A 25,716-nucleotide genomic window follows, 5' to 3' on the forward strand; every position below is an offset into this window, starting at 1 on the left:
CTGCGAGGGGCCTTCCGTGTCGGTGCGCCGCCAGGGACTCGAACCCCGGACCCGCTGATTAAGAGTCAGCTGCTCTAACCAACTGAGCTAGCGGCGCCTGCTGACGTCGTAGACATTAGCACCCCGCCGGTCATCAGCAAAAATCGCTTTCTCCCGCCCCCGCCCGGCCCCCTCCCTGGCCGCCCGGACGCAGGCCCACAGCAGCACCTCGGGACCCGGCAGCCAGGGATGACGGCTCTCGGGCGCCACCAGCCAGTGACCGTCCGCCGCCGTCGTGCCGTCCGGCACCGTCACCACGTCCCCCACGCCGTGGCACAGCAGCGGCGGGATCAGCCGGGTGCCGCGGCTCCACTCCTCCCAGCGCAGCAGCGCCGGCAGTCTGGCCGCGGTGCCGGGCGCCGCGAACAGCAGCAGCCGGCCCCGGTACGCCGCCACCGGGCCCCGGCCGGGCCCCGCCGACCACAGCTGCTCCAGCACGCGGCGCCCGAACAGACCCGGCGCGCTGATCACATCGAAGTCCGTGCCGCAGCGCGCCGAGGCCAGCCACCGGGCTCCGGAGGGGGTCGGTGTCGGTGCGGGCACAGGTGCCGGGGCGGGTGTCGGGAGGACCGCGGGTTCCGTCATGACACCCAGATGTACGGGATCGGGTACCGCGCCCGCTGCATGTCCGGGAAATCAGGACAGCGGGGGGTGGCCTCCGGTACCGTGCGGCGCCTGCCGCCGCTGGAGCCGCCGGCCGAACTCGATCATCTTCACCGCGTAGTCCTCGGTCCACTCCGCCCGCTCGGCGATCTGGGCCGCCGACAGCCGGTCGAAGCGGCGCGGGTCCGCCAGCTGGGCGGCCGCGACCGCCTGGTACTCCACCGCCCGGTCCGCCGCCGCCTGGAAGGCCACGGCGAGTTCGGTGGCGCGTGACAGGAGCAGATCCGGCTCGGAGATGGACTCCAGATCGAAGAAGTGCTCCTCCTCCGGGGCGTCCGTGGGCGGTTCGAAGAACAGCCCGGCAGGGCGGCGGAAGCGGGGCGACTCGGGTGCCGGTCCGGAATCGGTCATGCGGGAGCCTCCACGGCTGCTGAGCGGCGGGTGCGGGGGTGCTGGGACGCGGGGGGTGCTGGGATGAGGGGGGGTGCTGGGACGCGCGATCGGATGCGAGTGCGAGTACGAGTGCGGGATCTGCGTCGGATCGGGGACGTGGGGACGCGGGAATCCTCCCCAGGTTACGTCCGCGAGCCACCCGAGGTCCGGGCCAGTTCCGCTTCGCTCCGGTCGGCACTCCGCGCGCCGTCCGTACGCTCCGGGGCGTACGGTCCCGCGGGCGTGGCCCCGCCGCGGGACGCCGACGCGCTCCGCACCAGCCCCAGACGCTCCTGGAACCGCTCGGCCAGCCGCATGAGGGGGCGGGCCAGCAGCAGCCCGGCGATCATCACCGCGATGCCGGCCAGCGCGTCGATGAAGTAGTGGTTGGCGGTGCCCATCACCACCATCACGGTGATCAGCGGGTAACCGACCGCGAGGGCGCGCATCCACCAGGTGCGCGGCCCGAAGTACCACAGTGCGACCCCGCACCACACCGCCCAGCCGACGTGCAGGCTCGGCATCGCCGCGTACTGGTTGGTCATGTCGCCCATCCCGCTGGGCGCGCTCGCCTCGTCACCCCACCACCCGTACTCGCTGTACTGGGAGAGGCTGTCGGTGAAACCGTGCCGGTCGTGCAGCAGCCGGGGTGGCGAGGTGGGCATCAGGGTGAACCCGATCAGCCCCATCAGGGTGGACCCCATCAGCCAGGTCCGCATCAGCCGGTAGTGCGCGGCGCGGCGCCTGAACAGCCAGACCAGGATCGCCGGCGTGACCAGATAGTGCAGGGAGGCGTACGCGAAGGAGGACGGAATCCCCAGCCACGCCTCCTGCGTGAACAGGTCGTTGAGCGGCTCCTCCGGATTGAGGAACAGGGCCCGTTCCAGACGCAGGATCGACAGCCCGTTCTCCACCGCCGTACTGACATCACCCCTGGCCAGCAGGCGGGCGCCGGAATACGCCCCATAGACAACCACGATCAGCAGCAGCTCGGTCCACCAGCGGGGCCGGACTCGGGGCATGGGGTCGGACTCCAGTGTTCGGGCAGGGACAGTTCACCCCGCGGACGGCGGGACGTAAGGGAACAGACGCTCGGTCGGTACCCATGGTTCCATGCGGGAGGATGGGAAAATCAGCCACGTATCACCCGGTACACCGTGAGAGAAGTGAGAATCATGACCGCGCGCATTCTGCTGGTACGGCATGGGCAGACCGCCTGGTCGGTGGATGGACGGCACACCGGGCACACCGACGTTCCGCTGCTCGACGAGGGCCGGGCGGACGCCAAGGCGCTGGGCGCGCGGCTGCACCGCGCGCCGTGGGACGGGCTGCGCGGCGCACAGGTGCGCACCTCGCCCCTGTCGCGCGCCAAGGAGACCTGCGAACTGGCCGGATTCGGCGACCGGGCGAGCGACTGGGACGCGCTCAAGGAGTGGGACTACGGCGACGCCGAGGGCCGCACCGGCGAACAGATGGCCGAGGACCGGGGCGGTGAGTGGGTGCTGTGGCGCGACGGGGTGCGCGGCGGCGAGACCTTCGCGCAGCTGTCGGCGCGGGCCGACGAGGTGGTGGCGTGGGCGCGGGAGGTCGAGGGCGACGCGGTGCTGTTCGCGCACGGCCACATCCTGCGCTCGGTGGCGGCCCGCTGGCTGGGCCAGGACGTACACTTCGCCTCCCGCATCCGCCTCGCGGCGGCGTCACTGTCCGAACTGGGCTGGGCCCACGGCGAACCGGTCCTGGCCCGCTGGAACGACACGGGCCACCTGGAACACTGAGCGCGTACCCGCGCGCGGCACGCTGCACGAGGTGAACGAAAACCGGCCTGGGCCAGGACAAAACCACAGCTCAAAAAGGGTGCTCCCCGCACACGCGGGGATGGTCCGCCGTACCAGTTCGTGCCGAACATGCGGCTGTTGTGCTCCCCGCACACGCGGGGATGGTCCCCGCACCGCCCTCGTCGCCCGCCTGCTGCGCGGGTGCTCCCCGCATGGGCGGGGATGGTCCGGCACCTACGCACGTGTGTAGGTGCTTGTCCCTGCTCCCTGCACGGGGCTGGCCTCCGGCGGTACCCGCCGTTGACGCCCGCCCGCCTCTCCCGCGGGCTATGCCGCGTGGGCGGTGAAGGTGGCGACCTCCGGGGTGCTGTCGTACGGGGCCAGGCGTTGTGCCGTGCGGCGCAGGAGGGTGCTGATGCGGGAGGAGCGGACGCGGTCCAGGAGGTCGAGGGCCTGGCGGCCGGCCGAGGCGGCCTCTTCGGGGTGGCCGCCGTGTGTCAGGTGGTCCGCCAGTTCGGCGAGGTACAGCGCCCGGTTGCGTACCAGGTGGGGTTCCTGCGCCGTGAGCGCCCGGCGCGCCGCGTCGCCCGCGCGCTCCCAGTCCTCCAGCGCCGCCCAGCAGTGCGCCTCCTGGCTGGCCAGCTCCGCCTCGTTGAAGAAGGTCATCCAGGCCGGGTCGGTGTCGTCCGGGCCGTGCCCGAACGCCGTGTGGGCCCGGGCCAGGGCGAGTTCACAACCGCGGCGATCGCCGAGGCCGGCCCAGCCGCCGGCCTCGCGCAGCGCCAGCAGCGAGTGCAGCCGGTGCGAGCCGGCCGCGCGGGCGGCCTGCTGGCCGGCCTGCGCGGCGCGGACCGCCTCCCGGTGGCGGCCGGTGTCGCGGGCGAGGAAGGCCGTGTTGCAGAAGGCGTGCGCCTCCAGCGCGCGGTCATCGCTCATGCGCGCCGTGGCCAGGGCCTCGGCGTAGTGCGAGCGCGCGTCCGCGTGGCGCCCCGAGTCGTGTGCCAGCCAGCCCACCGACAGCGCCAGTTCGCCGGCGGCGGCGTGCAGCCGGGCGCTGACGGCGGCGCGGGCGGTGCCCGCGTCCAGCAGTTCCTGCGCGGCGCGCAGCCTTTCACCGGCCGGGCCGTACAGCTCGTCCGCGCCGTAGCGGTCGTCGAAGTCCCGGATGTCGGTGACCGCCTGTTCCACCGCGGCGGCCTCGGTGGCGCCGACGTGATGCGGCGTCGCGGAGGAGGAGGCGGCGGCCGGGCCGGCGGCCGCGGCGGTGGTCAGGGCGGCGAGGGGGGTGAGGGACGCCACGGCGGCCGGGCCGCCGGCCATGAACGCTCGGCGCAACACGTCGCTCTCCTCACAGTGGTCGGTGCCGGTGCTGTCCCTGGTGGTGTACCCACTCATTCGTACTGATGTGCTTACTCCGGCGCGCGCCCCGCGCCCGCGCACCGTGTCCCGGGGGGCGAAGCCCAGGTCGGCGAGGGTGCGGCCGGGAAACATATGGCGGAATACCCGCTCATAGGCGTAGTTCGGACAGCGGATGACACCCGACTCCACCCGCCCGATGTACCGGGCGTCGCAGCTGACGGTCTCGCCGATCTCCCGCGCCGCCCGCCGTACCGCCGTGGCGAACTCCGCGGCCGAACGGGTGCCGCGCAGCGCCCGGAAGGCTCGGTTCGGTGACGTGGCCATATCGGGACCGTACCCGCCGCATAGCGTCCAAGGGACGTCGATGTACGTACAGATCGGATATTCCGCCCGCGATCTGCCATGAACTGCCACTCGTTTCAGCGGCACATGCCCGTAGCCATTGACGCCTGTGCGGCGTTGTACCTCACACACCGATGTGACGTGAGGAGTGAATCCCCATGGTGAACGGCGGCGGAGCACAGCCGTGCGATCTGGTCACGGTACCGGCCAGGGAGGGCCTGGAAGCCGTGGACCTGATGGTGCGGCTGCTGAACGGCACCGGTCCCGTCCTGCACGACAGGAATGGCGACACCCTGGGCTTCCTCGTACCGCCGGGCACCGCGGAGCGCTGGGATCTGCCCGGCAGCGCCTGCACCCCCACCTACGGTCAGCCGCAGGGGGTGGGGCACCCGCCGGTCACCGGCACCGGCTGGCTGGTCCCGCCGGACGGCTCCGTCCCGCACGCCACCCCGCCCGAGCGGCTGCGCACCGCGCTGCGGCACGCGGCCCGGCTGCTCGCGGCGGCCGACCGCTGTCAGCCCTGACCGGTACCCGCGCGATACTGGTCGGATGGCACGACGAGGACGGCAGGCGGCGGAGACGACCACCGCGCAGGTGGCGGGCGGGCGCGCGGAGCTGCTGCCCGACGCGGATCGCGCCGAGGCGTGGGAACTGCTCCTGGACGGCGCGCCGCAGTCGCACGTCGATCTGGCCGAGCCCACCCGGCTCGGTTTCGAGTACCAGCGCCGGCTCGGCCATGTGATCGACGTGCTGGCCCCGCCCCGCGTCCCGCTCCGGGTCGTGCATCTCGGCGGCGGCGCGCTCACCCTGGCCCGCTACGTCGCCGTGACCCGGCCGCGTTCCGGGCAGCAGGTGGCCGAGCCCGACGCGGCGCTCACCGAGTTCGTACGCCGGCACCTGCCGCTGCCCGCCGGCGCGCGCGTCAAAGTGCGCGCCCTGGACGCACGCGAGGCGCTCGGCCGGCTGCCCGAGCACTCCGCCGACCTCGTGATCGCCGACATCTTCGCCCACGCCCGCACCCCCGCCCACTGCGCCAGCGCCGAATTCCTCGACGCCGTACGCCGGGTGCTCGCCCCCGGTGGAACGTACGCGGCCAACATCACCGACGGCGGCCCGCTGACCCATCTGCGCGGCCAGACCGCCACCGCGCTCAGCCGCTTCGGCACCGCCGCGCTCAGCATCGCCCCCGCCGTGCTGCGCGGCCGCCGCTACGGCAACGGCATCCTGCTCGCCGCCGACGGACCGCTGCCCCTGGACGCCCTGCGCCAGCGCCTGGCCCGCGAGCCGCAGCCCACCCGCCTGCTCACCGACACCGCACTGCAAGACTTCACCGCCGGCGCCCCGGTGGTCACCGACGTCACGGCCCAGCCGTCCCCGGCCCCGCCGGAGGGCCTGTTCGACTGAGCGGGACACCGCGCGCCCCCGGCACCTCGTGGCGCGTCACTGCTCGTGGACCTCGACCACGGGCTCGTACCCGTGCCAGGTGCAGAACGCCGACAGCTCCCGGCCGTGCCCGGCGAAGGTCACCCGCAGATACGACTCGGTGGTCCACACCTGCATCTCCCAGCCCGCCTCCGGGGTCGCCGACACCAACTCGCAGCGGTCCGGCGTCAGCTCGTAGACCACCCGCCCGCCGTCCAGCGTCACCGTCTCCACCCGGCCCCCGGCCGGTGGCGGATCCGCCGGCTCCGGGTCCGCTTCCGGCGGCGGTTCCCCCTCGCCTCCCTGACCGGGGTCGGATCCGGACTCCGACCCCGAGCCGGGTGCGCGATCCGGAGCGGGCTCCGGCTCCGGGTCCGGCCGTGACCCGTCCGGCGGCGCCCCCTCCGCTCCCGCCGCCCCCGCCGGCTCCTGCGGCGGCCGGTGCGTGGAGGACGCGGCCGGTTCCGTCCACACCGAGGCGTCCCGTACCGGAACGGCCCGCGGCGGGTCGTACACCGTCCCGCGCAGCACCGAATACACCCCGAACCAGGAGAACGTGACGGCCAAGCCGGTCGCGACCGCCCACACACCCGCGCGCACCAGGAGACGTTGCATCAGGATCACCCTAATGGCGTACGGTGCCGCGCATGGCGCATGTGCTCGTGGTGGAAGACGACCCCTTCGTACGGTCAGCCTTAATCCGTCAGCTCACCGATGCCGCACACACCGTGCGCAGCGTGGGCACCGCGCTCGAAGCGCTGCGGGAAGTGGCCCAGATCGGCTTCGACCTGGTGATTCTCGACCTTGGCCTGCCGGACCTGGACGGCCGGGAAGCCCTGAAGATGCTGCGCGGCATCACCGACGTGCCCGTGATCATCGCCACAGCCCGGGACGACGAGACCGAGATCGTACGGCTCCTCAACGACGGCGCCGACGACTATCTCGTCAAACCCTTCTCCGCAGAGCATCTTTCGGCCCGGATGGCGGCGGTATTGCGCCGAGTCCGCGCCGGGGGCGGGCGCCCCGGCGCACCCCAGGACGCCGAACTGCGCGTCGGCGGCCTGTCGGTGGACCCGCTGCGCCGCCGGGCCCGCCTCGACGGCATGGAACTCGACCTCACCCGGCGCGAGTTCGACCTGCTCGCCTTCCTCGCCCAGCGCCCAGGCGTCGTCGTCCCGCGCAAGGAACTGCTCACCCAGGTGTGGCGGCAGTCCTACGGCGACGACCAGACCATCGACGTCCATCTGTCCTGGCTGCGCCGCAAGCTGGGCGAGACCGCCGCCAAACCCCGCTACCTGCACACCCTGCGCGGCGTCGGAGTGAAGCTGGAAGCGCCCCTATGAGATGGGCGCTGGTGCGCATCTCGCTCGCCGTCACCTCCATGGTGGTGCTGGCCTTCGCCGTCCCGCTCGGCCTGGTCGTCCAGGAGATGGCCGGCGACCGGGCCATCGGCAACGCGGAACGGCAGGCCGCCGCCATCGGCCCCGTCCTCGCCATCACCGGCGACCGCGACCAGCTGGAACGGGCCGTCGCCAGCACGGAGGCGGGCGCCGCCGGCCGGATCGCCATCTGGCTGCCCGCCGCCACCGGACCCACCGACGAGGCCATCGTCATCGGCGAACCGCACACCAGCGACGAGGAGTTCCGCTCCTTCACCGAATTCGCCCGCGCCGCCACCCTGGAGACCCCCGGCGGCGTCATCCTGCTCCAGCCCACCGCCGTCTCCGGCGAACGCATCGCCGTCGTCGAGGTGTTCGTCCCCGACGCCGAACTCGCCACCGGCGTCACCACCGCCTGGCTGGTGCTCGCCGCCGTCGGCATCGCCCTGGTGGCCGGCTCCCTCGTGATCGCCGACCGGCTCGGCCGCCGCACCGTACGCCCCGCCGAGGAACTCGCCGGCGCCGCCCGCGAACTGGGCCAGGGCCGGCTGGAGGTACGGGTCCCCGAGGCCGGGCCCGCCGAACTGCGGGAGGCCGCCGTGGCGTTCAACTCCATGGCCGACCAGGTCGCCCGCCTGCTGGCCAACGAGCGCGAACTGGCCGCCGACCTCTCGCACCGGCTGCGCACCCCGCTCACCGTCCTGCGCCTGAACACCGCCACCCTCGGCGAGGGCGACGCCGCCGACCAGACCCGGCACGCGGTGGACCAGCTGGAGGCGGAGATCGACCAGATCATCCGCACCGTCCGCGAACAGCGCGCCCACCACCCCGCGGGAGGCACCGCGGCCGAGCGCGGCGAGGTCGACGCGGCGGAGGTGATCCGGGACCGGATGGCTTTCTGGTCGGCGCTGGCCGAGGACGAGGGCCGCGAGGTGCGGCTGTCCGGGGCGGACGAGCCCGTACGGGTACCGGTGCCGCGCGCCGAACTCACCGCGGCCCTGGACGCGATGCTCGGCAATGTCTTCCGGCACACCCCCGAGGGCACCGCCTTCGCCGTGGACGTGCACCACGCCAGCACCGACGACGCCGTGATCGTGCTGGTCTCCGACGCGGGGGAGGGGATCGCCGACCCGGACGCGGCGCTGCGCCGCGGCCACGGCCACGGCGGGCCCGGATCCACCGGGCTGGGCCTGGACATCGTGCGCCGGCTGGCGGAGTCCACCGGCGGCGATCTGCGGATCGGCCGCTCCGTGCTGGGCGGCGCCGAGATCCGGCTGTGGCTGGCCCTGGGCGGCCCGGCCGGCGACGCCGGGACGAACCCGGGCCCGGCCCGGCGCCGTGCGGCAACACGGCGGCGGACCAGGCACCAGGCTCCCCCGTCCCCCCTTCCGGGAAAGCGACGCCAGACGACGGGCGGCGGCTAGTCGCTTTGGGGGGCGCCTGTGGCCGGCTCCGCGGGCAGCTCACCGGCGGCGATCACCCCGGCGTACCAGCGGGCACTGGACTTCGGGGTGCGCGCCAGGGTGTCGAAGTCCACGTGCACGACCCCGAACCGCTTGCTGTACCCGAAGGCCCACTCGAAGTTGTCCAGCAGCGACCACACCTGGTAGCCGCGGACGTCCGCGCCCTGCTCCATCGCCTCGTGCACGGCGGCGAAGTGCTGGTGCAGATAGGCGATGCGCTCCGGGTCGTGCACCGCTCCGGTGGCGTCCGGCTTGTCGTCGTACGCCGCGCCGTTCTCGGTCACGTACAGGCCCAGCTTCGGAGCCTCGCGGGAGAAGCGCAGCAGCAGATCGGTCAGCCCCGAGGAGTCGACCGTCCAGCCCATCTCGGTGACCTCGCCCGGCGGCCGGTGGAAGACCACATCCTCCGCGCCCACCCACATGGAGTGCTCGGACTTGCCGTGGTTGCTGGAGAGCTTGCTCTCCGGCAGCTCCTCGTTCAGCGGGCCCGACACGATGGTGGTCGTGTAGTAGTTGAGCCCGATCGAGTCCAGCGGCTGGTGGATGATCGCCTCGTCGCCGTCGCGCACGAAGGACCAGTCGCTCACCCGCGCGGTGTCCCGCTTCAGGTCCTCGGGGTACGAGCCGTGCAGCACCGGGTCGGAGAAGATCCGGGTGTGCAGGTTGTCGATCCGGCGCGCCGCGTCGCGGTCCGCCTCCGAGGCCGGGTCCAGCGGACGGACCACACCCGGGTTGAAGCTGATCGACACCTCGGCGGAGCGCGGGAGCACCGAGCGCAGCGCCTGGGTGCCCAGACCGTGCGCGAGGTTGAGGTGGTGCGAGGCGCGCAGCACCGACTCCTGGTCGGTGCGCCCCGGGGCGTGCACGCCGGAGCCGTAGCCGAGGAACGCGCTGCAGAACGGCTCGTTGAGCGTGGTCCACAGCTGCACCCGGTCGCCGAGCGTCTCGCCGACGATCCCCGCGTACTCGGCGAACCGCTCGGCCGTCTCCCGCTCCGGCCAGCCGCCCGCGTCCTCCAGCTCCTGGGGCAGATCCCAGTGGTAGAGGGTGACGATGGGGGTGATGTCCCGCTCCAGCAGGCCGTCCACCAGCTCGCGGTAGAAGTCGAGCCCGGCCTGCACGGCCGGTCCGCGCCCGGTGGGCTGGACCCGGGGCCAGGAGACGGAGAACCGGTACGAGCGCAGGTTCAGCTCGGACATGAGCGCCAGGTCGTCGCGAAAGCGGTGGTAGTGGTCGCAGGCCACGTCCCCCGTGTCGCCGGCCAGGACCTTGCCGGGCGTATGGCTGAAGGTGTCCCAGATCGAGGGCGTGCGGCCGCCCTCGCGAGCGGCTCCCTCGATCTGATAGGCGGCCGTGGCCGCTCCCCACAGGAAGTCCGGTGGAAACACTCGTGGTTTGTTTTCAGTCATGGAAGCGCTCCCATTTTTGCTTGTTCAGAGGGTAACTGACCTCGCCGGACGGTGCTGATGGTGGCGGCGCCGGAGGAACCGGCGCCGCCACCCGACCGCGTACGCGGCCGATGCTCAGCCCTTGATCGCGCCGTGCATGATGCCGCCCACGATCTGCTTGCCGAACAGCACGAACGCGATCAGCAGCGGCAGCGTGCCCAGCAGCGCGCCCGCCATGATCACGCCCTGATCGGGGACATACCCACGCCCCAGGTTCGTCAACGCCACCTGAACGGTGGGATTGCGCTGGGTGAGGGCGATGATCGGCCAGAAGAACTCGTTCCAGGCCGCCACGAAGGTGAGCATCCCCAGCACGGCCATCGCCGGCCGCGCCACGGGGAAGACCACGTGCCACACCACCCGCAGGCTGTGCGCGCCGTCCACCCGGGCCGCTTCGATCAGCTCGGTGGGCAGCGCCTGCGACAGGTACTGCCGCATGAAGAACACCCCGAAGGCACTCACCATCATCGGCAGGATGACCGCCTGGAGGTGATCCGTCCACCCCACCTCCGAGACCGCCATGAACAGCGGCACCACCGTCAGCTGCGGCGGCACCATCATGGTGCCGATCACCAGCAGGAACAGCAGATTCTTGGCCCGGAAGCGGAGCTTGGCGAAGGAGAACCCGGCCAGCGTCGCGAACAGCACCGTGGAGAAGGTGATGGTGCCCGCCACGAAGGTGGTGTTGAGCAGCGCCAGACCGAGGTTGGCGTCGGTCCAGGCGCTGCCCAGGTTGTCGAAGAGCCGGTCCCCGAACCACAGCGGGGGCGGGGTCTGCGCCAGCCGGCCCGAGGAGTGCGACGCCGCGATGATCTGCCACACCAGCGGGATCAGCGAACCCACCGTGAAGATGATCAGGATGGTGTACGTGAGCCAGCCGCCGTGCATCTGCCGGCCGGCACTGCCGGCCCGCCGACCGCGCCCGCGCCCGGCGGAACGGCCCGTGCCGTTCCCGCCCGGACCCTTCGTGTCCGTGGCCGGCGACGCCGACCCGGCGCCCGCCTCGACCTCAGTGATTGACACGGTCACGCCTCCTTGCCGGCGGTGTCGCGGTTCACCCAGCGGGTGATCGCCCAATAGACCAGGCCGATGAGGATCAGCAGCATGAACATGGTCCAGGCGATCGCGGCGGCCCGGCCGAGATGGAAGTTGAACCAGCCCATCTGGTACATGTACAGACCGAGCGTCTGGTACTGGGACTGCGAACCACCCGCGGGCGACCCGGCGAACAGCAGTGGCTCACCGAACAGTTGCGTCGCGCCGATGGTCGAGACCACGACGGTGAAGATGATCGTCGGGCGCAGCGACGGGATCGTCACATGGATGAACTGCTTCCAGCGACTGGCGCCGTCCAGCGCGGCCGACTCGTACAGATCGTGCGGGACCGCCTGCATCGCGGCGAGGTAGATCAGCGCATTGTAGCCAGTCCAGCGCCAGATCACGATGGTGGAGACCGCGAACTGGCTGCTCCAGCTGCCCGCTTCCCAGGAGACCGGGTCGATGCCCACCAGGCCGAGGGCCCAGTTGATCAGACCGTAGTCCCGGCCGTACAGCATCGCGAAGACCAGGGTGGCGGCGGCGATGGAGGTGGCGTACGGCGTGAGCATCGCGACCCGGAACATCATCGAGCCGCGCAGCTTGTAGTTGAGGAGATGGGCGATGCCCAGGGCCATCAGCAGCTGCGGCACCGTGGAGATGACGCCGATGGTGAAGGTGTTGCCCAGGGCGTTCCAGAAGAACTCGTCCTCCCACAGCCGGGTGAAGTTCCCGAACCCCACCCACTCCAGCTCGTTCGGGTTGTGAAGGGACACCCGGTGCAGGGCGGACCAGCCCGTGTACAGCAGAGGGAAGAGCCCGAAGGCGGCGAAGAAGACGAAGAAGGGCGCGATGAAGCCGTACGGGCTCCACTTGGTGTCCCGCTGATAGCGGCGGGAACGGCGGTTGGCCCGGCGCTGCTCCTTGGCAGCGTCGCCGGGCGGGGCCGCGCCCCCCGTGGAAACGGGGGGCGCGGCCGGGACGTGATCGGTCGTCATTGATCCGCACCTGTTCCGATTACTCGTCGAGGGCGTTCTGGATCCTGCTGAGGGTGTTGCTCCACGCGGCGTCCGGCGACTCGCCCTGCTGCGCGATCTGGAGCAGACCGTCGGCGAAGGCCTCCTGGATCAGCTGGTCACGCGGACCGATGATGGTGGGCGGGATCTCCGCGGCGGCGCCGGAGAAGATCTCTCCCATCGGCATCCCCTCGAAGTAGGGGTGCGTGGCGTCCTGGACCTCGGGCGTGCTCTGCGCCTCCAGGGAGGAGGGGAAGCTGCCGCGCTCGGTGAAGAGCTTGGCCTGCTGCTCCGGGGCGGTCAGCCAGGCGGCGAGCTTGACGGCCTCTTCGTGGTTCTTGCCCGCCTCGGGCACGCCGACGAAGGCGCCGCCCCAGTTGGACGGTACGGGCGCGGGCGCCGCGTCCCACAGGCCCTCGGCGGCGTCCCCGGCCTTCTCCTGGATGTAGCCGAGCATCCAGGCGGGGCAGGAGATGGTGGCGAAGTCGCCGTTGGCCATGGCGCGTTCCCACTCGGGGGTGAACTGCTTCTGGCGCGTGCTCAGACCGCTCTCCTCGGTGCGCACCCCCAGCTCCCAGGCGGCCTGGACGGCTTCGCTGGTCTCGTAGACCAGTTCGCCCGAGCCGTCGTAGTAGCGCTCCTCGTAGCTGGAGACGACGCCGTTGTACACGCCGCCGGGGGAGTCCACCCAGGAGACGCCGTCGGGGGCGTTCTCCTGGAACTGCTCACCGGCCTCGACGTAGGCGGTCCAGTCGCCGGCCCACAGCGCGCCGAGTTCGTCCCGGTCGGTGGGCAGCCCGGCCTCCTCCAGGAGGTCCTTGCGGTAGCAGATGGCGGTGGGGCCGATGTCGGTGCCGAGCCCGATGAGACGGCCGTCCGCACTGGTGGACTGCACCAGCTTCCACGGGGCGAAGTGGCCGGTGTCGACGTCCTCGTACTCGTTGAAGTCCACCCAGCGGGTGTTCAGGTCGCCCGCCATGTCGGCGATGTTGGCGACCTCGATGGCCTGGATGTCGGCCAGTCCGCTGCCCTGCGAGAGGCGGGTGAGCAGCTGGGCTATGTAGTCCTTGTTCTCGGTGATCGAGTCCTGCTGGATCTTGATGTGGGGGTTGGCCTCCATGTACTCGTCGTACAGGCCGGCCTCCTCGTATCCGAACTGTCCGAAGACGCCCACGGTCAGTGTGACCTGGCCGTCGTCACCATCGTCGCCACTGCTCGAACACGCGCCGAGCAGGCCGGTCGCGAGGGTGGCGGTCAGGCCGATCGCCATCGCTCTGGCCGTCCGGCCGCGCCGGCGGTATGACACTTGGACTTCGGGTGTGTTGCGCATAGCGGGTCGTCCTCCTGGCGCACTGACGTTGCCTTCCCGGCCGGGGTGGTGCGGCGCGCGTGTGTGGGGGTGGGGCCTGGGTTCGGAACGTACGGGGTCTGTAGGGTTTCTGATGTGTGGGAGCGCTCCCAGTTGTGATGGGTTGAAGGCTCCCCGAGCCCTTGGCGGGTGTCAAGGCATCGGACACGACGACTCGGTTTCCGTGATGTAGTTGGAACGGGGCGGGCGAACGGGAGGAAAAGCGATGGTTCGTACAGGACGCGGCAGTGGCCGCGACGGCAGACCGACCCTGGAACAGGTCGCCGCCCGCGCGGGCGTCGGCCGGGGCACGGTGTCCCGCGTGATCAACGGCTCCCCACGGGTGAGCGACCGCACCCGCGCCACGGTGGAGGCGGCGATCGCCGACCTGGGCTACGTGCCCCACCGCGCGGCCCGTGCCCTCGCCGCCAACCGCGCCGACGCCATCGCGCTCGTCATCCCCGAGGCCGAGGCCCGGCTGTTCGCCGAGCCGTACTTCTCCGGCATCATCCGCGGCGTCACCGCCGAACTCGCCGACACCGACATCCAGCTGCTGCTCACCCTGATCCGCACCCCGAAGGAACGCCAGCGCTTCGGCCAGTACGCCTCCAGCCGCCGGGTGGACGGCGTCCTGCTGGTCTCCGTGCACGGCGATGACCCCCTGCCCGACCTGCTCACCGAGATCGGTATGCCCGCGGTCATGAACGGCCGCCGCTCGGCCCAGGAGTCCTTCCCGCACGTCGACTGCGACAACCTCGGCGGCTCCCAGCTCGCCGTCGAACACCTGCTGGGGCGCGGCCGGGGCACGGTCGCCACCATCACCGGACCGCTGGACATGTACGCGGCCCAGTGCCGGCTGGCCGGCTACCAGGAGGCGCTGCGGGCGGCCGGGCGCGAGGCCGACGACGAGCTGATCGCGCACGGCGACTTCACCGAGGAGAGCGGGCACGCGGCGATGCGCGCGCTGCTGCGCCGCCGCCCCGGCCTGGACGCGGTGTTCTGCGCCTCCGACCTGATGGCGATCGGTGCCCGCCGGGCGCTGCGGGAGATGGGCCGTACGGTGCCGGGGGACGTCGCCCTCGTCGGGTTCGACGACTCCTCCATGGCGCGGCACATGGACCCGCCGCTGACCAGTGTCCGGCAGCCGATGGAGGGCATGGGGCGGGCGATGACGCGGGCGCTGCTCGCGGAGATCACGGACGGCGGCCTGGAGCGGCCGCGCACGGTCCTGCCGACCGAGCTGGTGCGCCGCTCGTCCTCCTAGGGGGCGTGGGCGGATGCCCGTATGGGGCGTCCCATGGTGGCCGGATGACCGTTCGTGTGAGCGGTGCGGGCAGCGGCCGGTGGCCCTCGCGGGCACCGCGTGGTGTGCCGTCATGGCCGCGCGGACAGGCTCGGCGGCCGGACCGTACGCGGGGCAACGGGGCCGGGGGCGTCATTCCCCTTGCACCATGGGTGCCCGACCTTGGTGAGTCGGGTCGCCCCCCGCGGCGTGGGGGGAAGCCCGCTTCTGCCTTCCCCGGCTGCCCGGTTGGCCGCGCCCACCGCCCGGGGGTGCCCGGCTGGGCACCCTCGGGCGGCCCGGGTCGTACGGCGCCGGCCCGGGCCCGGCCGTACCACCTGCGCGACCCCCGGCGGGCTACCCGAGCGGATCGGCGGCGCGGTGGCGTGCCGCGTGGGCCGCGCGTTCGCCCGCCCCGGACAGGGCTGAGGCGGCGCGCCGGGAGGCCACGGCCGCGGTGACATCCTCCGCGAGCAGATCGGCGTTGACCTGCGCCGCCGCCACCGAGCCCTGCCCGGCGGCCGTGATGACCTGGGCGCGCGGGTCGACGACATTGCCCGCCGCCCACACCCCCGGCACGTCGGTGCGGCCGTTCGCGTCGACCGCCATGAAGCCGTTCGGCTGCCGCCGCGCGCCGAGCGCGGCCAGGATCTCGTCCCGGGGAACGAACGCCGGCATCACGAACACGGCCTCCCGCAGCACCGAACCTCTGCCGTCCACCTCCACCCCGCGCAGCCGGTCGTCCTCGACGGCCAGCCGGTTGACCCGGCCCGTCACGATCCGGACCCCGCGCGCCTCCAACTGCTCCCGCTCCTCGGGCGAAACGGGCACGTCGTGCGGGAAGTAGGCGATGTCGCCCGACCACTGACCGAGCAGCAGCGCCAGGTGCACGCTGCCGATGACGCCGATCGGGCGGTCCCTGACCTCGTACCCGTGGCAGTACGGGCAGGCCGCCACCTCCTTGCCCCAGCGCTCCCGCACACCGGGGATGCCGGGCAGTTCGTCGCGCAGCCCGGTCGCCAGGATCAGCCGGCGAGCGGTGAGCCGCCGCCCGTCCCCGAGCCGCACCGCGAACCCGTCACCCGCGGCCCGCACGTCCTCCACCAGGGCATCGATCAGCTCCACGCCGTACCCGGCGACCTCGGTCCGGCCGATCGCCAGGAGCTCACCCGGGGGCAGGCCGTCCCGGGACAGAAAGCCGTGCATGTGGGCAGCCGGGGCATTGCGGGGTGCCCCGCCGTCCACCACGGCCACCCGTCGGCGGGCCCGCCCCAGCACCAGCGCGGCGCTGAGCCCGGCCGCACCGCCCCCCATGATCAGCGCGTCGTACGCCTCGTCGGTCATCGTGACCACCTCCGCGACCGAGCATGCGAAGCGCGATGCACCGCCGACAACTTCCGTTGCCATTTCCGGGACGAGCGGTGGGGTCACTGTTCAAGAAATGAACGCAAGCGGGCGGTGTGCGGGCCCGGTCCAAGGGGCGCGCGGGCCGGGAACCGGTGCCGCTACTCCAGCATGAGTGCGCCGAGCACCTGCCCGTGGATCTTCTCACCGGTCGGACGGAAGCCCAGCCGCAGGTAGAAGTCCTCCGGTCCGTGCGCGTGCGGAACCCACAGCACCGTGACCCGGCGCTCTCCCCGGCGGCGGGCCTCCGCGCACACGGCCTCCACCGCGAAGCGGCCGTACCCCCGGCCCTGCTGATCCGCCGCGATGTTCAGCCGCCAGATGCCGCACCGGAAGGCGTCCACCGGGTGGGCCGGGTCGAAACCGCCCATGACGAAGCCCACGAGCCGGTCGCCGTCGAAGACCAGCCGGGGCCAGGCGCTGTCGCCGTGGGCATACGCGTCGGCCAGCGACCTGGCGACCGGCGCGACCACGCCCTCCTGCTCGGGGCGCACCACGAGGTCGCACGCCGCGTCGACATTGTGGGGGCCGACCTTTTCCACCCGCAGTGATGACGTCATGCCAGGAACCTACGCGGAGACACTGACAGACCGGCGGGCCGGCTCCGGGGCGGGTGCCGCACCCGTTGGAGGAACCCGTACGGGAGCCGTGCCCGGCACCGGCCCCGCTCCATGGAGGTGTGCCGGGACCGTTCGTCACGGATTGTCAGTGGCCGGTGCCACCATCGGGGGCATGGAGGAGATGGCGGAAGAGATCGTGCCGGTGCTGAGGGTGGCCGATGCCGGTGTCGCGGTCCGGTGGTGGGGGCGGCTGGGCTTCGCCAAGGTGTGGGAGCACCGGTTCGAGCCGGGGTTTCCGCCCTTCGTGGAGGTGGCGCGCGGGCGGGTGAAGGTGTTTCTGTCCGAGCACACCGGTGACGCCCCGCCCGGCGGGCTCGTGCATCTGCGGCTGCGGGACATCGACGCCGTGGCCGCCGAGTTCGGGGTCGATGTCTCGGAACAGCCGTGGGGGCGCGAGATGGAGCTGACCGATCCGGACGGGAATCGTGTGCGGGTCGGTGCGCCGCCCGGATAGGCGGGCAGCAACCCGCCCCCGGGCCGCAGGGGGCGCCGGGGGCGGGTGCGTTCAGGAGGGGGTGACACCGGTGGTGCGGGGTGCGATCAGATCACAGGGGCGGGTAGGCGTTCGCCAGCAGCTCCTGGAACTGGGCGGAGAACCAGTGCCCGGAGACGGGGGCGTCAGCGAGGGCGCCGGACATGTTGTTGTTGTTGCGGGGGTTGCCCTCGTAGGTCGGGTCGCACATGCGGTCGAAGCCCTTGCCCTCGTCGTTCGGGATCTCGGTGCTCGAACCGTCGGACTCGCCCGGGGGCTTCATCCACACGTAGGCGTCGATCCCGGTGGCGGGAGCGGCGGTCGGGCGCTCGCCGAGGCCGGCGCCGGCCTGGTTGCACCAGTTGCCCTGGTGGATGCGGCCATCGACGCGGCTTCCCTCGACGAACTCGTCCACGCTGCTGCGCGGTCCTTCACCGCTGGGCCGGTCGGCGCCGCCCCAGCCGCTGCGGGAGGTGTCGATCAGCATCCCGATGTCCGAGTTGAAGCCGAGGCTGACCAGTTCGGTGCGGAAGGCCTGGGCGAAGCCCTGGTTGTCGACGTAGCGGTTCCAGTCGACCCACTTCGACTCACGGACGGAGGTGCCGTTGATGGAGTCGTCGATGGAGTAGTACGGCTCGACCGCCGGCCCGAAGTTGGCCGTGTTGACGATGAAGCCGTGGACATCGTCGACGGTGGCGCCGCCGGTGGTGGCGGCCGTCTTGAACAGCTCGGCGGAGGCGGTGAAGTTGTCGTCCCAGCCGATCCAGCCGTAGTGCCCGGCGTCGATGTAGTTGTAGACGTTCGGGATGGCACCGAGCTGGTCAAGGGCATAGGCCACGCCCTCGACGTAGTTGCCGTTGGCCTTCATCACGTCGCACTCGGGGGTGGCCGTGGGCCGCGGGGTGACGTTGGTGATGAGGTTGGGCAGCGAGTCGATCTCGATCGTCGTCACGATCCGCAGATCCGCGTAGGCGGGGTCGGCGAGGATCTCCGCGATCGGGTCGATGAACTCGGACTTGTACCGGTCGATCTCGGTCGGACCCAGCTCACCGTTGGAGGCGAGAGCGGAACAGTCACGGCCCGGCAGGTTGTAGACGACGACCTGGAAGACGAACGCGTCGCTCCCGGCCGCCTGCTCCACCGCCGTATCGAGGTGGTCGCGCAGACCCATCGTGCGGCCGGCGCCCTGGCCGTCGCCCTCGATCGCGGCGGTCCGGTCCAGCCACACACCGGTCGGCTGGTCCGCGATCTGGCTGCCACCCGGTTCGGCGGCGGCATTCGCCGACCACTCCGGGTTCACATAGACATCGGCGCCGACATAGGGATTGTCGACCCGGTCCAGCGTGCTGGGGTCCTCGTTGGCCGAGGCGGCGCCCAGGGTGCCGACGGTCAGTGCGCCGGCGCCGAGAAGGGCGCCCGTCGCCAGGGCGATCCGGCGTCCGCGGCGGTCACGGCGGTGCGGGGGATGCTCGTGCGGGGGGTTCATGGTGCGGCTCATCGCAGTCTTCCTCCGTTGTGGGGGTTGGAGTGTTCTGCTGAAAGGTGTGCCTGTGCCTGTGCCGGTTCGGCGGGGGCGCGACCGCGAGGGTCGTGCCCGGTGGCCGGCCCGCCGCCGGTGGTCCCGCGGTGCGCGGGGCCGGTGTGGGCGTGACGGGTGCGGCGGGTGGGTTGTGGGGGGTGTGGGGTAGTGGGGGTGAGGTGGGGGGTACGGAACGGTGTCCGCTGCCTCGTGACGCGTCGTCCAGGGCGCCCATCGGCTTGGAACCGCTCCCACTGGTTGAAGGGACCGTAGGCCACGAAACCCCCATTCGCCAAGGGGGCGTTCGAGAAATAACCGTCAGAGGCGGTACTCCAGGGGGTTGACGTGCACACCTCGTAGACAGAATCCTTGGGAGCGCTCCCACTGGTTTGGTTCATCAAGCACCTCAGCACGAACAGCACGGCCTCTCACCCCCCACTGAGCCGCGAGGAGGCACGATGCGTATCCGGACCGGATCACCCATCGGGACCCCGACCAGAGCGAGACCACAAGACCCCCACCCGCCGCGCGCCGCGCGCAGAACCCGCCGGCTGTGGATGGCCGGCCTGGTGGCGCTGTCCCTTCCCCTGGGGCTGACCGCCACCGCCGCGCAGAGCAGCGCCGCGCCCGTCCCGCTCGCGGACGGCCCCGGCGCGCTGCGCTTCGAGAGCCAGTTCCTCGACCTCTACGCCACGATCAAGGACCCCGCGAACGGGTACTTCTCACCGGAGGGGATCCCGTACCACTCCGTGGAGACGCTGATCGTCGAGGCTCCGGACCACGGGCACGAGACGACCTCCGAGGCGTACTCGTACCTGATCTGGCTGGAGGCGCAGTACGGCAAGGTCACCGGCGACTGGGCGCCGTTCAACGACGCCTGGGAGCTGATGGAGCAGTACATGATCCCCGGCTCCGTCGACCAGCCGACGAACAGCTTCTACAACGCGTCGAGCCCGGCCACGTACGCCGCGGAGCACACCGACCCCTCGGCGTACCCGTCCCCCCTGGACCAGGGCGTGTCCGTGGGCCAGGACCCGATCGCCGGCGAGCTGACCAACACGTACGGCACCGCCGACATCTACGGGATGCACTGGCTCCAGGACGTCGACAACGTCTACGGGTTCGGCAACAGCCCCGGTAATCCCTGCGGTGGCGGCCCGGAGACCGAGGGGCCGTCCTTCATCAACACCTTCCAGCGCGGCTCGCAGGAGTCGGTGTGGGAAACCGTGCCCCACCCCTCCTGCGAGGACTTCACCTACGGCGGGGACAACGGCTACCTCGATCTGTTCATCGGGGACCAGGGGTACGCGGAGCAGTGGCGCTACACCAACGCGCCTGACGCCGACGCCCGTGCCGTGCAGGCCGCGTACTGGGCCAACCAGTGGGCCGCCGAGCAGGGCAACGCCTCGGCCGTGGCGGGCACGGTCGACAAGGCGTCCAAGATGGGCGACTACCTGCGCTACTCGATGTACGACAAGTACTTCAAGCAGGCGGGCAACTGCGTCGGCGCCACCTCCTGCCCGGCGGGCAGCGGTAAGAATAGCGCCCACTACCTGATGTCCTGGTACTACAGCTGGGGCGGCGCGCTGGACCCCAACGCGGGCTGGGCGTACCGCATCGGCAGCAGCCACTCCCACTTCGGCTACCAGAACCCGCTGGCCGCCTACGCGCTGAGCACCGACTCCGCGCTCATCCCCAACTCCCCGAGCGCCGGGCAGGACTGGGGACAGTCGCTGGACCGGATGGTGGAGTTCTACCGCTGGCTCCAGTCGGCCGAGGGCGGCATCGCGGGCGGTGCCACCAACAGCTGGGAGGGCTCCTACGCCACCCCGCCGGCCGGCACCCCCACCTTCTACGGGCTGTTCTACGACGAGGCGCCCGTCTACCGGGACCCGCCGTCGAACCAGTGGTTCGGTATGCAGGCCTGGTCGATGCAGCGGCTCGCCGAGTACTACCACGAGTCCGGTGACACGATGGCGGGCGAGGTGCTCGACAAGTGGGTCGACTGGGTGCTGGACCACGTGACCATCGGCAGCGGCGGGGACTTCCAGATCCCGTCCACCCTGTCGTGGTCGGGCAGCCCCGACACCTGGAACCCCTCCAACCCGGGCAGCAACTCCGGGCTGCATGTGACGGTCACCGAGTACACCCAGGACGTCGGGGTGACCGGTTCGCTGGCCAACGCCCTGTCGTACTACGCCGCGGCCAGCGGTGACACGGCCGCGCGGGACGCGGCGGCCGGGCTGCTGGACGCGCTGTGGGAGAACTCTGACGGTCTGGGCATCGCGGTGCCCGAGGAGCGCGGGGACTTCTCGCGCTTCGACGACCCGGTGTACCTTCCGTCCGGCTGGAGCGGCGAGATGCCGAACGGGGACGTCATCGAGTCCGGTGCCACCTTCGAGTCGATCCGGTCCTTCTACCAGGACGACCCGGACTGGGGGAAGGTGCAGGCCCACCTGGACGGGGGCCCCGCGCCGACCTTCGAGTACCACCGCTTCTGGGCGCAGGCGGACATCGCCATCGCGATGGCCACGTACTCCGAACTGTTCGGGGACGGCGCGTAGCGGGCAGGATCACCACGGGAGACCCCACCCACGCACCCACGCCCGGAGCCCCGGTCGGCGCCACAGCGCCGGCCGGGGCTTCCGGCGTGTGCGGGCGGGGCGCCGTGCGGTGGCCCGGGCCCGGGGCAGGGCCCGGAGTCAGGAGCACCACCACAGCCAGCAGCTGCCGCCGCCCCCGTTGTTGCCGTCGTCTCCGTCGTCGTCCCCGTCGCCGTCACCACCGCCGGAGCTGTCGTCCGGCGGCGGCGGGGAGGAGGGTTCCTCCTCGCCCGGCGCGGTCTCGGTCGGATCGGGGGAGGCTCCCTCGGTCGGGGCACCGGTATCACTGGGGGGAGGGCTCACCCGGCCCGAGCTGGAGGCGTCCGGGGGCGGGGACTCACCCGCGCTCTCCTCGGCACCGTCCCGCGCGTCCTCGTCCGCGTCCGGATCGTCCTCGTCCCGGCCCGCGGCCTCGCCGTCGTCCCCGTCCGTCGGGGAGCCGCTTTCGCCCGCGGTGGCGGTGGCGTCGCCGCTCGGTCCTGCCGCCGTGTCGCCGCCCCCGGAGGCGTCGTCCGTGCTCTCCCCGTCCTCCTCCGCTCCCGAGGACTCGGAGGCCGCGTCCGTGACGCGGTCGGAGTCGGCCGGCTGTTCGCGCTGCAGGGGCAGTCGTACCTCGCCGACCTCGGCGACCAGCACCCCGACGGCGACGATGCCCAGGACGGCGCCGAGCACGTAGCGGCGCCCCTTGCGGGGACGTGAGGCGTGGCGTTTGCCGCGCCGCTCGGCGCGCCGACCGCCGGCGGGGGGCGTGGCGGGGGAGTCGTCCGGGTGTTCGGGGCGTTCCGGGTCGCCGCCCCCGTCGTGGCCGTCCTGCGGAATGCGCCGGTCCTGCGAGCCGGAGCCGGAGGCCGTGCCGGAGTGCCGGCCAGGCGTGGCGTGGTCACTGCCGTGTCCGTCGACCGCCATCGGTGACGCGGGAGGGTCCTGGTGCGGCTGCTGCCGGGAGGTCACTTCGCCACATCCTGGACATGTCAAAGCTCCGTTGAGATGCCGACGGCAGGTTATGCAGTAGTCCACGGGCTTACCCGGCTTCGTGCGAGAGGGGGTGGGTGGTGCGCGAGACACCTTAGCGACGTGGACGTGCCGGGCGGTACGGGCGGTTCTGTGGGGGAGCAAAGTGGTGCGAGCTCCATGGCTAGTGGGAGCGCTCCCAACCATGTGCCCATGACGCGTATGTGTCAAGACCTTGGACGTGAGGTCATGACCGTCCGGTGATTTCCGTGCAGTACGTGACCTTCTGGTGACTTCATGGCCACAATTTCTGAACAGACATCTGGCGGACCGGGGGCGGAGGCGCTACCTTCCCCTCAGCTAGTGGGAGCGCTTCCATGCACCGCATCGCATCGCACCGCACTCCGGGCCACCGGCCGCGGGGTGTGGACCTTTCAAGGACGAAGGGACTCCGATGAGCCGCAGCACCCCCCCACTTCCCCGCCGGCGCAGACGCGGCCGTGCCCTGCTGGCAGCAGGGGCGCTGATCGCCACGGCGCTGGGCACCGGCGGCATGCTCCAGGGCACGGCCTCCGCCGCCGCCGTGGGCTGCTCCGTCGACTACCGCACCAATGACTGGGGCTCGGGCTTCACCGCCGATGTCACCATCACCAACTCCGGGACCACGGCCGTCAACGGCTGGACCCTCAGCTATGCCTACGCCGGCAACCAGACCCTCAGCGGGGGCTGGAACGGCCAGTGGTCGCAGTCCGGACGCAACATCACCGTCCGCAACGCCGCCCACAACGCCGGCATCGCCGCCAACGGCGGCAGTGTCAGCACCGGCGCGCAGTTCACCTACAGCGGCTCCAACGCGGCGCCCACCAGCTTCGCGGTCAACGGCGTCACCTGCGGCGAGGACCCGGGTGAGCCGGGCGAGCCCGGTGAGCCGGGCAACCCGCCCGGTGACCGCGTCGACAACCCGTACGTGGGCGCCGGTGTCTATGTGAACCCGGAGTGGTCGGCGAATGCCGCCGCCGAACCGGGTGGCAGCCGGATCGCCAACCAGCCGACCGGTGTGTGGCTGGACCGGACCGCCGCCATCAACGGCACGGGTCAGGGCGCCGGCCGCACGATGGGTCTGCGCGACCATCTCGACGCCGCCGTGGTCCAGGCCCGCAGCCACAGCGAGTTCGTCTTCCAGGTTGTTGTCTACAACCTGCCGGGCCGTGACTGTTCGGCTCTGGCGTCCAACGGTGAGCTGGGTGCGACCGAGATCGACCGGTACAAGTCCGAGTTCATCGATCCGATCGCTGCCATCCTCGCTGATCCCGCCTATGCGGATCTGCGGATCGTGACGACGATCGAGATCGACTCGCTGCCCAACCTCGTCACCAACGTCACTCCGCGGCCCACGGCCACTCCCGAGTGCGACGTGATGAAGGCGAACGGCAACTATGTCGAGGGCGTGGGGTACGCGCTGGGCAAGCTCGGTGCCATCCCGAACGTCTACAACTACGTCGACGCCGGGCACTACGGCTGGATCGGCTGGGACGACAACTTCACCGCGTCGGCCGAGCTGTTCAAGACGGCCGCCACCACCGCTGGTGCCTCTGTCGACGATGTCCACGGCTTCATCGTGAACACGGCCAACTTCGGGCCGGCGGTCGAGCCGTACTACTCCATAAGTGACTCCGTGAACGGCGCCTCGGTCCGTGAGTCGAAGTGGGTCGACTGGAACCGTTACGTCGACAACCAGAGCTTTGCCCAGGGCTTCCGCGCCGAGCTGGTGCGGCAGGGCTTCGACTCGGGTATCGGGATGCTGATCGACACCTCCCGCAGCGGCTGGGGCGGCTCCGACCGGCCCTCCGGCCCCGGTCCGCGCACCAGCCTGGACGCCTTCGTCGAGGGCAGCCGCGTGGATGGCCGTATCCACCAGGGCAACTGGTGCAACCAGGCCGGCGCCGGCCTGGGCGAGCGCCCGACCGCCGCTCCCGCCACCGGGATCGACGCGTACGTGTGGATGAAGCCGCCGGGTGAGTCGGACGGTTCGAGCTCGGAGATCCCGAACGACGAGGGCAAGGGCTTCGACCGCATGTGCGACCCGACCTACGAGGGCAACCCGCGCAACAACAACAACATGTCCGGTGCCCTGCCGAACGCACCGGTCTCCGGACACTGGTTCTCCGCCCAGTTCCAGGAGCTGATGGCCAACGCCTACCCGCCCCTGTGACCGATCCCGTGACGCGGCCCGACCCGGTCTGACCGGGCCGGGACCGCCCGGTACCGGTCCGCTCCGACCGCCGTATCACGATGCGCCGGGGCCCGTCACCGTACGGGCCCCGGCGCACTACGCTTGATCACATGTGTGGACGGTACGCGGCCAGCAGAAGCCCGGAGGATCTCGCGACGATCTTCGACATCGAGCGCTGGGAGCCGTCCGAGGCGCTGCCCGCCGACTGGAACGTGGCCCCCACCAAAGAGGTGTACGCGGTCCTCGACCGCCCCCTCAAGGGCGGCGGCCCCGAGCCGGTGCGCCAGCTGCGGGTGCTGCGCTGGGGCCTGGTGCCCTCCTGGGCCAAGTCCCCCGAGTCCGCCGCCAAGATGATCAACGCCCGCTCGGAGACCGTCCACGAGCGCGCCTCCTACCGCCGGGCCTTCGCCGCCCGCCGCTGCCTGCTCCCCGCCGACGGCTACTACGAATGGGCCACCGGCGGTGAGGAGCGCGCCGAGGAGGAGAAGGGCAAACGCAAGCGGCAGCGCAAGCAGCCGTACTTCGTCACCCCGGCCGACGGCTCGGTGATGGCGCTGGCCGGACTGTACGAGTTCTGGCGCGACAGCACCCTTCCCGAGGACCATCCGCGCGCCTGGTGGGTGACGTGCACCGTGCTCACCACCGACGCGGAGGACACCCCGCTGGCGGACGCGCCGCAGGGGGAGCCGCAGCCCGCCGGTCCTGCGGTGGGCGCCGCCGCCAAGGGCCCCAGGTCGCTGGCCGACATCCACCCCCGGATGCCGCTCATGCTGCTGCCCGACCGCTGGGACGCCTGGCTGGACCCCTCCCGCACCGACCCCGAGGACATCCGGGAGCTGCTGGCGCCGCCCCCGCCGGGCACGGTGCGCGCGTACCCGGTCACCACGGACGTCAGCAATGTACGGAACAACGGCCCCGAGCTGGTCGCCGCGCTGCCGGCCCCCGAGGAGGAGACGCTCTTCTGAGCCGGG

General features: G+C 71.7%; 22 protein-coding genes, 1 tRNA gene and 1 pseudogene. 10 read left to right on the forward strand and 14 right to left on the reverse strand.

Annotation, left to right across the window (positions count from 1 at the left end; translation table 11 throughout):
* Positions 1-23: 23 nt before the first annotated feature.
* From ACTFAP_RS20575 to ACTFAP_RS20590, 4 genes are all read right to left on the reverse strand, one after another.
* Positions 24-97 (reverse strand) — tRNA-Lys (locus ACTFAP_RS20575).
* Complete coding sequence (locus ACTFAP_RS20580) at positions 88-624, reverse strand: hypothetical protein (protein WP_400010836.1); 537 nt, start codon at positions 622-624, stop codon at positions 88-90. Before ACTFAP_RS20580 ends, ACTFAP_RS20575 begins: the two co-directional genes overlap by 10 nt.
* A gap of 51 nt (positions 625-675) precedes the next feature.
* Positions 676-1,053 (reverse strand): DUF8844 domain-containing protein, encoded by a 378-nt coding sequence (locus tag ACTFAP_RS20585; RefSeq protein WP_030736780.1) that lies wholly within the window; start codon positions 1,051-1,053, stop codon positions 676-678.
* 164 nt (positions 1,054-1,217) lie between these two features.
* On the reverse strand, positions 1,218-2,096 hold the full coding sequence (locus tag ACTFAP_RS20590; RefSeq protein WP_390121550.1) for a phosphatase PAP2 family protein: 879 nt from the start codon (positions 2,094-2,096) through the stop codon (positions 1,218-1,220).
* Positions 2,097-2,249: 153 nt separating this feature from the next.
* Here ACTFAP_RS20590 and ACTFAP_RS20595 point away from each other — a divergent pair, with 153 nt between their 5' ends.
* Positions 2,250-2,849: a histidine phosphatase family protein gene (locus tag ACTFAP_RS20595; protein ID WP_390121549.1), complete on the forward strand. Its 600-nt coding sequence runs from the start codon at positions 2,250-2,252 to the stop codon at positions 2,847-2,849.
* Positions 2,850-3,176: 327 nt separating this feature from the next.
* On the opposite strand, the gene ACTFAP_RS20600 is transcribed toward ACTFAP_RS20595, so the two are convergent.
* Positions 3,177-4,532, reverse strand: coding sequence for an NsdA family TPR-like regulatory protein (locus ACTFAP_RS20600; protein ID WP_500467072.1), 1,356 nt, complete (start codon positions 4,530-4,532; stop codon positions 3,177-3,179).
* A 176-nt stretch (positions 4,533-4,708) separates the two neighbouring features.
* On the opposite strand from ACTFAP_RS20600, the gene ACTFAP_RS20605 reads away from it, so the two are divergent.
* On the forward strand, positions 4,709-5,074 hold the full coding sequence (locus ACTFAP_RS20605; protein WP_495681843.1) for a hypothetical protein: 366 nt from the start codon (positions 4,709-4,711) through the stop codon (positions 5,072-5,074).
* Positions 5,075-5,099: 25 nt separating this feature from the next.
* Complete coding sequence (locus tag ACTFAP_RS20610) at positions 5,100-5,954, forward strand: fused MFS/spermidine synthase (RefSeq protein WP_495681844.1); 855 nt, start codon at positions 5,100-5,102, stop codon at positions 5,952-5,954.
* Positions 5,955-5,990: 36 nt separating this feature from the next.
* Here ACTFAP_RS20610 and ACTFAP_RS20615 read toward each other — a convergent pair whose 3' ends face one another.
* Positions 5,991-6,587: a hypothetical protein gene (locus tag ACTFAP_RS20615; RefSeq protein ID WP_500467073.1), complete on the reverse strand. Its 597-nt coding sequence runs from the start codon at positions 6,585-6,587 to the stop codon at positions 5,991-5,993.
* A 32-nt stretch (positions 6,588-6,619) separates the two neighbouring features.
* Here ACTFAP_RS20615 and ACTFAP_RS20620 point away from each other — a divergent pair, with 32 nt between their 5' ends.
* Both ACTFAP_RS20620 and ACTFAP_RS20625 read left to right on the forward strand, forming a co-directional pair.
* Positions 6,620-7,315 (forward strand): response regulator transcription factor, encoded by a 696-nt coding sequence (locus ACTFAP_RS20620; RefSeq protein WP_030736762.1) that lies wholly within the window; start codon positions 6,620-6,622, stop codon positions 7,313-7,315.
* Entirely contained in the window at positions 7,312-8,775 is a 1,464-nt protein-coding gene (locus ACTFAP_RS20625) for an ATP-binding protein (RefSeq protein WP_495681846.1), read from the forward strand. The genes ACTFAP_RS20620 and ACTFAP_RS20625 overlap by 4 nt, the downstream gene beginning before the upstream one ends.
* Here ACTFAP_RS20625 and ACTFAP_RS20630 read toward each other — a convergent pair.
* The 4 genes from ACTFAP_RS20630 to ACTFAP_RS20645 all read right to left on the reverse strand — a co-directional run bounded on the left by ACTFAP_RS20630 (position 8,772) and on the right by ACTFAP_RS20645 (position 13,583).
* Positions 8,772-10,223 (reverse strand): GH1 family beta-glucosidase, encoded by a 1,452-nt coding sequence (locus ACTFAP_RS20630; RefSeq protein WP_400010827.1) that lies wholly within the window; start codon positions 10,221-10,223, stop codon positions 8,772-8,774. The genes ACTFAP_RS20625 and ACTFAP_RS20630 overlap by 4 nt on opposite strands.
* Positions 10,224-10,337: 114 nt before the next feature.
* The gene (locus tag ACTFAP_RS20635; protein ID WP_495684990.1) at positions 10,338-11,150 is read right to left on the reverse strand and encodes an ABC transporter permease subunit; all 813 of its coding nucleotides are present in this window, start codon (positions 11,148-11,150) and stop codon (positions 10,338-10,340) included.
* 137 nt (positions 11,151-11,287) lie between these two features.
* Positions 11,288-12,295 carry an ABC transporter permease subunit gene (locus ACTFAP_RS20640; protein WP_495681847.1) on the reverse strand — a complete coding sequence of 336 codons (1,008 nt, stop codon included), beginning with the start codon at positions 12,293-12,295 and terminating at the stop codon, positions 11,288-11,290.
* Between the two features lie 19 nt (positions 12,296-12,314).
* Complete coding sequence (locus ACTFAP_RS20645; RefSeq protein ID WP_495681848.1) at positions 12,315-13,583, reverse strand: extracellular solute-binding protein; 1,269 nt, start codon at positions 13,581-13,583, stop codon at positions 12,315-12,317.
* 304 nt (positions 13,584-13,887) lie between these two features.
* On the opposite strand from ACTFAP_RS20645, the gene ACTFAP_RS20650 reads away from it, so the two are divergent.
* Entirely contained in the window at positions 13,888-14,925 is a 1,038-nt protein-coding gene (locus ACTFAP_RS20650) for a substrate-binding domain-containing protein (RefSeq protein ID WP_495681849.1), read from the forward strand.
* A 375-nt stretch (positions 14,926-15,300) separates the two neighbouring features.
* Here the strand turns inward: ACTFAP_RS20650 and ACTFAP_RS20655 are convergent, their stop codons facing one another.
* Both ACTFAP_RS20655 and ACTFAP_RS20660 read right to left on the reverse strand, forming a co-directional pair.
* Positions 15,301-16,287 (reverse strand): NAD(P)/FAD-dependent oxidoreductase, encoded by a 987-nt coding sequence (locus tag ACTFAP_RS20655; RefSeq protein WP_500467074.1) that lies wholly within the window; start codon positions 16,285-16,287, stop codon positions 15,301-15,303.
* Positions 16,288-16,448: 161 nt separating this feature from the next.
* Complete coding sequence (locus tag ACTFAP_RS20660) at positions 16,449-16,907, reverse strand: GNAT family N-acetyltransferase (RefSeq protein WP_500467075.1); 459 nt, start codon at positions 16,905-16,907, stop codon at positions 16,449-16,451.
* Between the two features lie 181 nt (positions 16,908-17,088).
* Here ACTFAP_RS20660 and ACTFAP_RS20665 point away from each other — a divergent pair, with 181 nt between their 5' ends.
* Positions 17,089-17,421, forward strand: coding sequence for a glyoxalase superfamily protein (locus ACTFAP_RS20665; protein WP_500469518.1), 333 nt, complete (start codon positions 17,089-17,091; stop codon positions 17,419-17,421).
* A gap of 91 nt (positions 17,422-17,512) precedes the next feature.
* Here ACTFAP_RS20665 and ACTFAP_RS20670 read toward each other — a convergent pair whose 3' ends face one another.
* Positions 17,513-18,937, reverse strand: a complete 1,425-nt coding sequence (locus tag ACTFAP_RS20670; RefSeq protein WP_390121537.1) for a glycoside hydrolase family 6 protein — start codon at positions 18,935-18,937, stop codon at positions 17,513-17,515.
* Between the two features lie 617 nt (positions 18,938-19,554).
* On the opposite strand from ACTFAP_RS20670, the pseudogene ACTFAP_RS20675 reads away from it, so the two are divergent.
* Positions 19,555-21,522: pseudogene (locus ACTFAP_RS20675) on the forward strand (glycoside hydrolase family 48 protein); the annotation flags it as partial.
* 138 nt (positions 21,523-21,660) lie between these two features.
* On the opposite strand, the gene ACTFAP_RS20680 reads toward ACTFAP_RS20675, so the two are convergent.
* Positions 21,661-22,719: an SCO2400 family protein gene (locus ACTFAP_RS20680; protein ID WP_500467076.1), complete on the reverse strand. Its 1,059-nt coding sequence runs from the start codon at positions 22,717-22,719 to the stop codon at positions 21,661-21,663.
* Between the two features lie 247 nt (positions 22,720-22,966).
* Between ACTFAP_RS20680 and ACTFAP_RS20685 the strand changes: the two genes are divergently transcribed.
* Together ACTFAP_RS20685 and ACTFAP_RS20690 are read left to right on the forward strand one after the other, a co-directional pair.
* Positions 22,967-24,724, forward strand: a complete 1,758-nt coding sequence (locus tag ACTFAP_RS20685) for a glycoside hydrolase family 6 protein (RefSeq protein WP_500467077.1) — start codon at positions 22,967-22,969, stop codon at positions 24,722-24,724.
* Between the two features lie 131 nt (positions 24,725-24,855).
* Entirely contained in the window at positions 24,856-25,710 is an 855-nt protein-coding gene (locus tag ACTFAP_RS20690; RefSeq protein ID WP_400010815.1) for an SOS response-associated peptidase, read from the forward strand.
* The last annotated feature ends 6 nt before the right edge of the window (positions 25,711-25,716 follow it).

Source organism: Streptomyces sp. PH9007 (assembly GCF_059813725.1).

Coding starts and splice junctions, on each gene's coding strand:
- ACTFAP_RS20580 (WP_400010836.1), bottom strand. CDS start 624: ATGACGGAACCCGCGGTCCTCCCGACACCCGCCCCGGCACCTGTGCCC.
- ACTFAP_RS20585 (WP_030736780.1), bottom strand. CDS start 1,053: ATGACCGATTCCGGACCGGCACCCGAGTCGCCCCGCTTCCGCCGCCCT.
- ACTFAP_RS20590 (WP_390121550.1), bottom strand. CDS start 2,096: ATGCCCCGAGTCCGGCCCCGCTGGTGGACCGAGCTGCTGCTGATCGTG.
- ACTFAP_RS20595 (WP_390121549.1), top strand. CDS start 2,250: ATGACCGCGCGCATTCTGCTGGTACGGCATGGGCAGACCGCCTGGTCG.
- ACTFAP_RS20600 (WP_500467072.1), bottom strand. CDS start 4,532: ATGGCCACGTCACCGAACCGAGCCTTCCGGGCGCTGCGCGGCACCCGT.
- ACTFAP_RS20605 (WP_495681843.1), top strand. CDS start 4,709: ATGGTGAACGGCGGCGGAGCACAGCCGTGCGATCTGGTCACGGTACCG.
- ACTFAP_RS20610 (WP_495681844.1), top strand. CDS start 5,100: ATGGCACGACGAGGACGGCAGGCGGCGGAGACGACCACCGCGCAGGTG.
- ACTFAP_RS20615 (WP_500467073.1), bottom strand. CDS start 6,587: ATGCAACGTCTCCTGGTGCGCGCGGGTGTGTGGGCGGTCGCGACCGGC.
- ACTFAP_RS20620 (WP_030736762.1), top strand. CDS start 6,620: ATGGCGCATGTGCTCGTGGTGGAAGACGACCCCTTCGTACGGTCAGCC.
- ACTFAP_RS20625 (WP_495681846.1), top strand. CDS start 7,312: ATGAGATGGGCGCTGGTGCGCATCTCGCTCGCCGTCACCTCCATGGTG.
- ACTFAP_RS20630 (WP_400010827.1), bottom strand. CDS start 10,223: ATGACTGAAAACAAACCACGAGTGTTTCCACCGGACTTCCTGTGGGGA.
- ACTFAP_RS20635 (WP_495684990.1), bottom strand. CDS start 11,150: ATGCACGGCGGCTGGCTCACGTACACCATCCTGATCATCTTCACGGTG.
- ACTFAP_RS20640 (WP_495681847.1), bottom strand. CDS start 12,295: ATGACGACCGATCACGTCCCGGCCGCGCCCCCCGTTTCCACGGGGGGC.
- ACTFAP_RS20645 (WP_495681848.1), bottom strand. CDS start 13,583: ATGGCGATCGGCCTGACCGCCACCCTCGCGACCGGCCTGCTCGGCGCG.
- ACTFAP_RS20650 (WP_495681849.1), top strand. CDS start 13,888: ATGGTTCGTACAGGACGCGGCAGTGGCCGCGACGGCAGACCGACCCTG.
- ACTFAP_RS20655 (WP_500467074.1), bottom strand. CDS start 16,287: ATGACCGACGAGGCGTACGACGCGCTGATCATGGGGGGCGGTGCGGCC.
- ACTFAP_RS20660 (WP_500467075.1), bottom strand. CDS start 16,907: ATGACGTCATCACTGCGGGTGGAAAAGGTCGGCCCCCACAATGTCGAC.
- ACTFAP_RS20665 (WP_500469518.1), top strand. CDS start 17,089: ATGGCGGAAGAGATCGTGCCGGTGCTGAGGGTGGCCGATGCCGGTGTC.
- ACTFAP_RS20670 (WP_390121537.1), bottom strand. CDS start 18,937: ATGAGCCGCACCATGAACCCCCCGCACGAGCATCCCCCGCACCGCCGT.
- ACTFAP_RS20680 (WP_500467076.1), bottom strand. CDS start 22,719: ATGGTTGGGAGCGCTCCCACTAGCCATGGAGCTCGCACCACTTTGCTC.
- ACTFAP_RS20685 (WP_500467077.1), top strand. CDS start 22,967: ATGAGCCGCAGCACCCCCCCACTTCCCCGCCGGCGCAGACGCGGCCGT.
- ACTFAP_RS20690 (WP_400010815.1), top strand. CDS start 24,856: ATGTGTGGACGGTACGCGGCCAGCAGAAGCCCGGAGGATCTCGCGACG.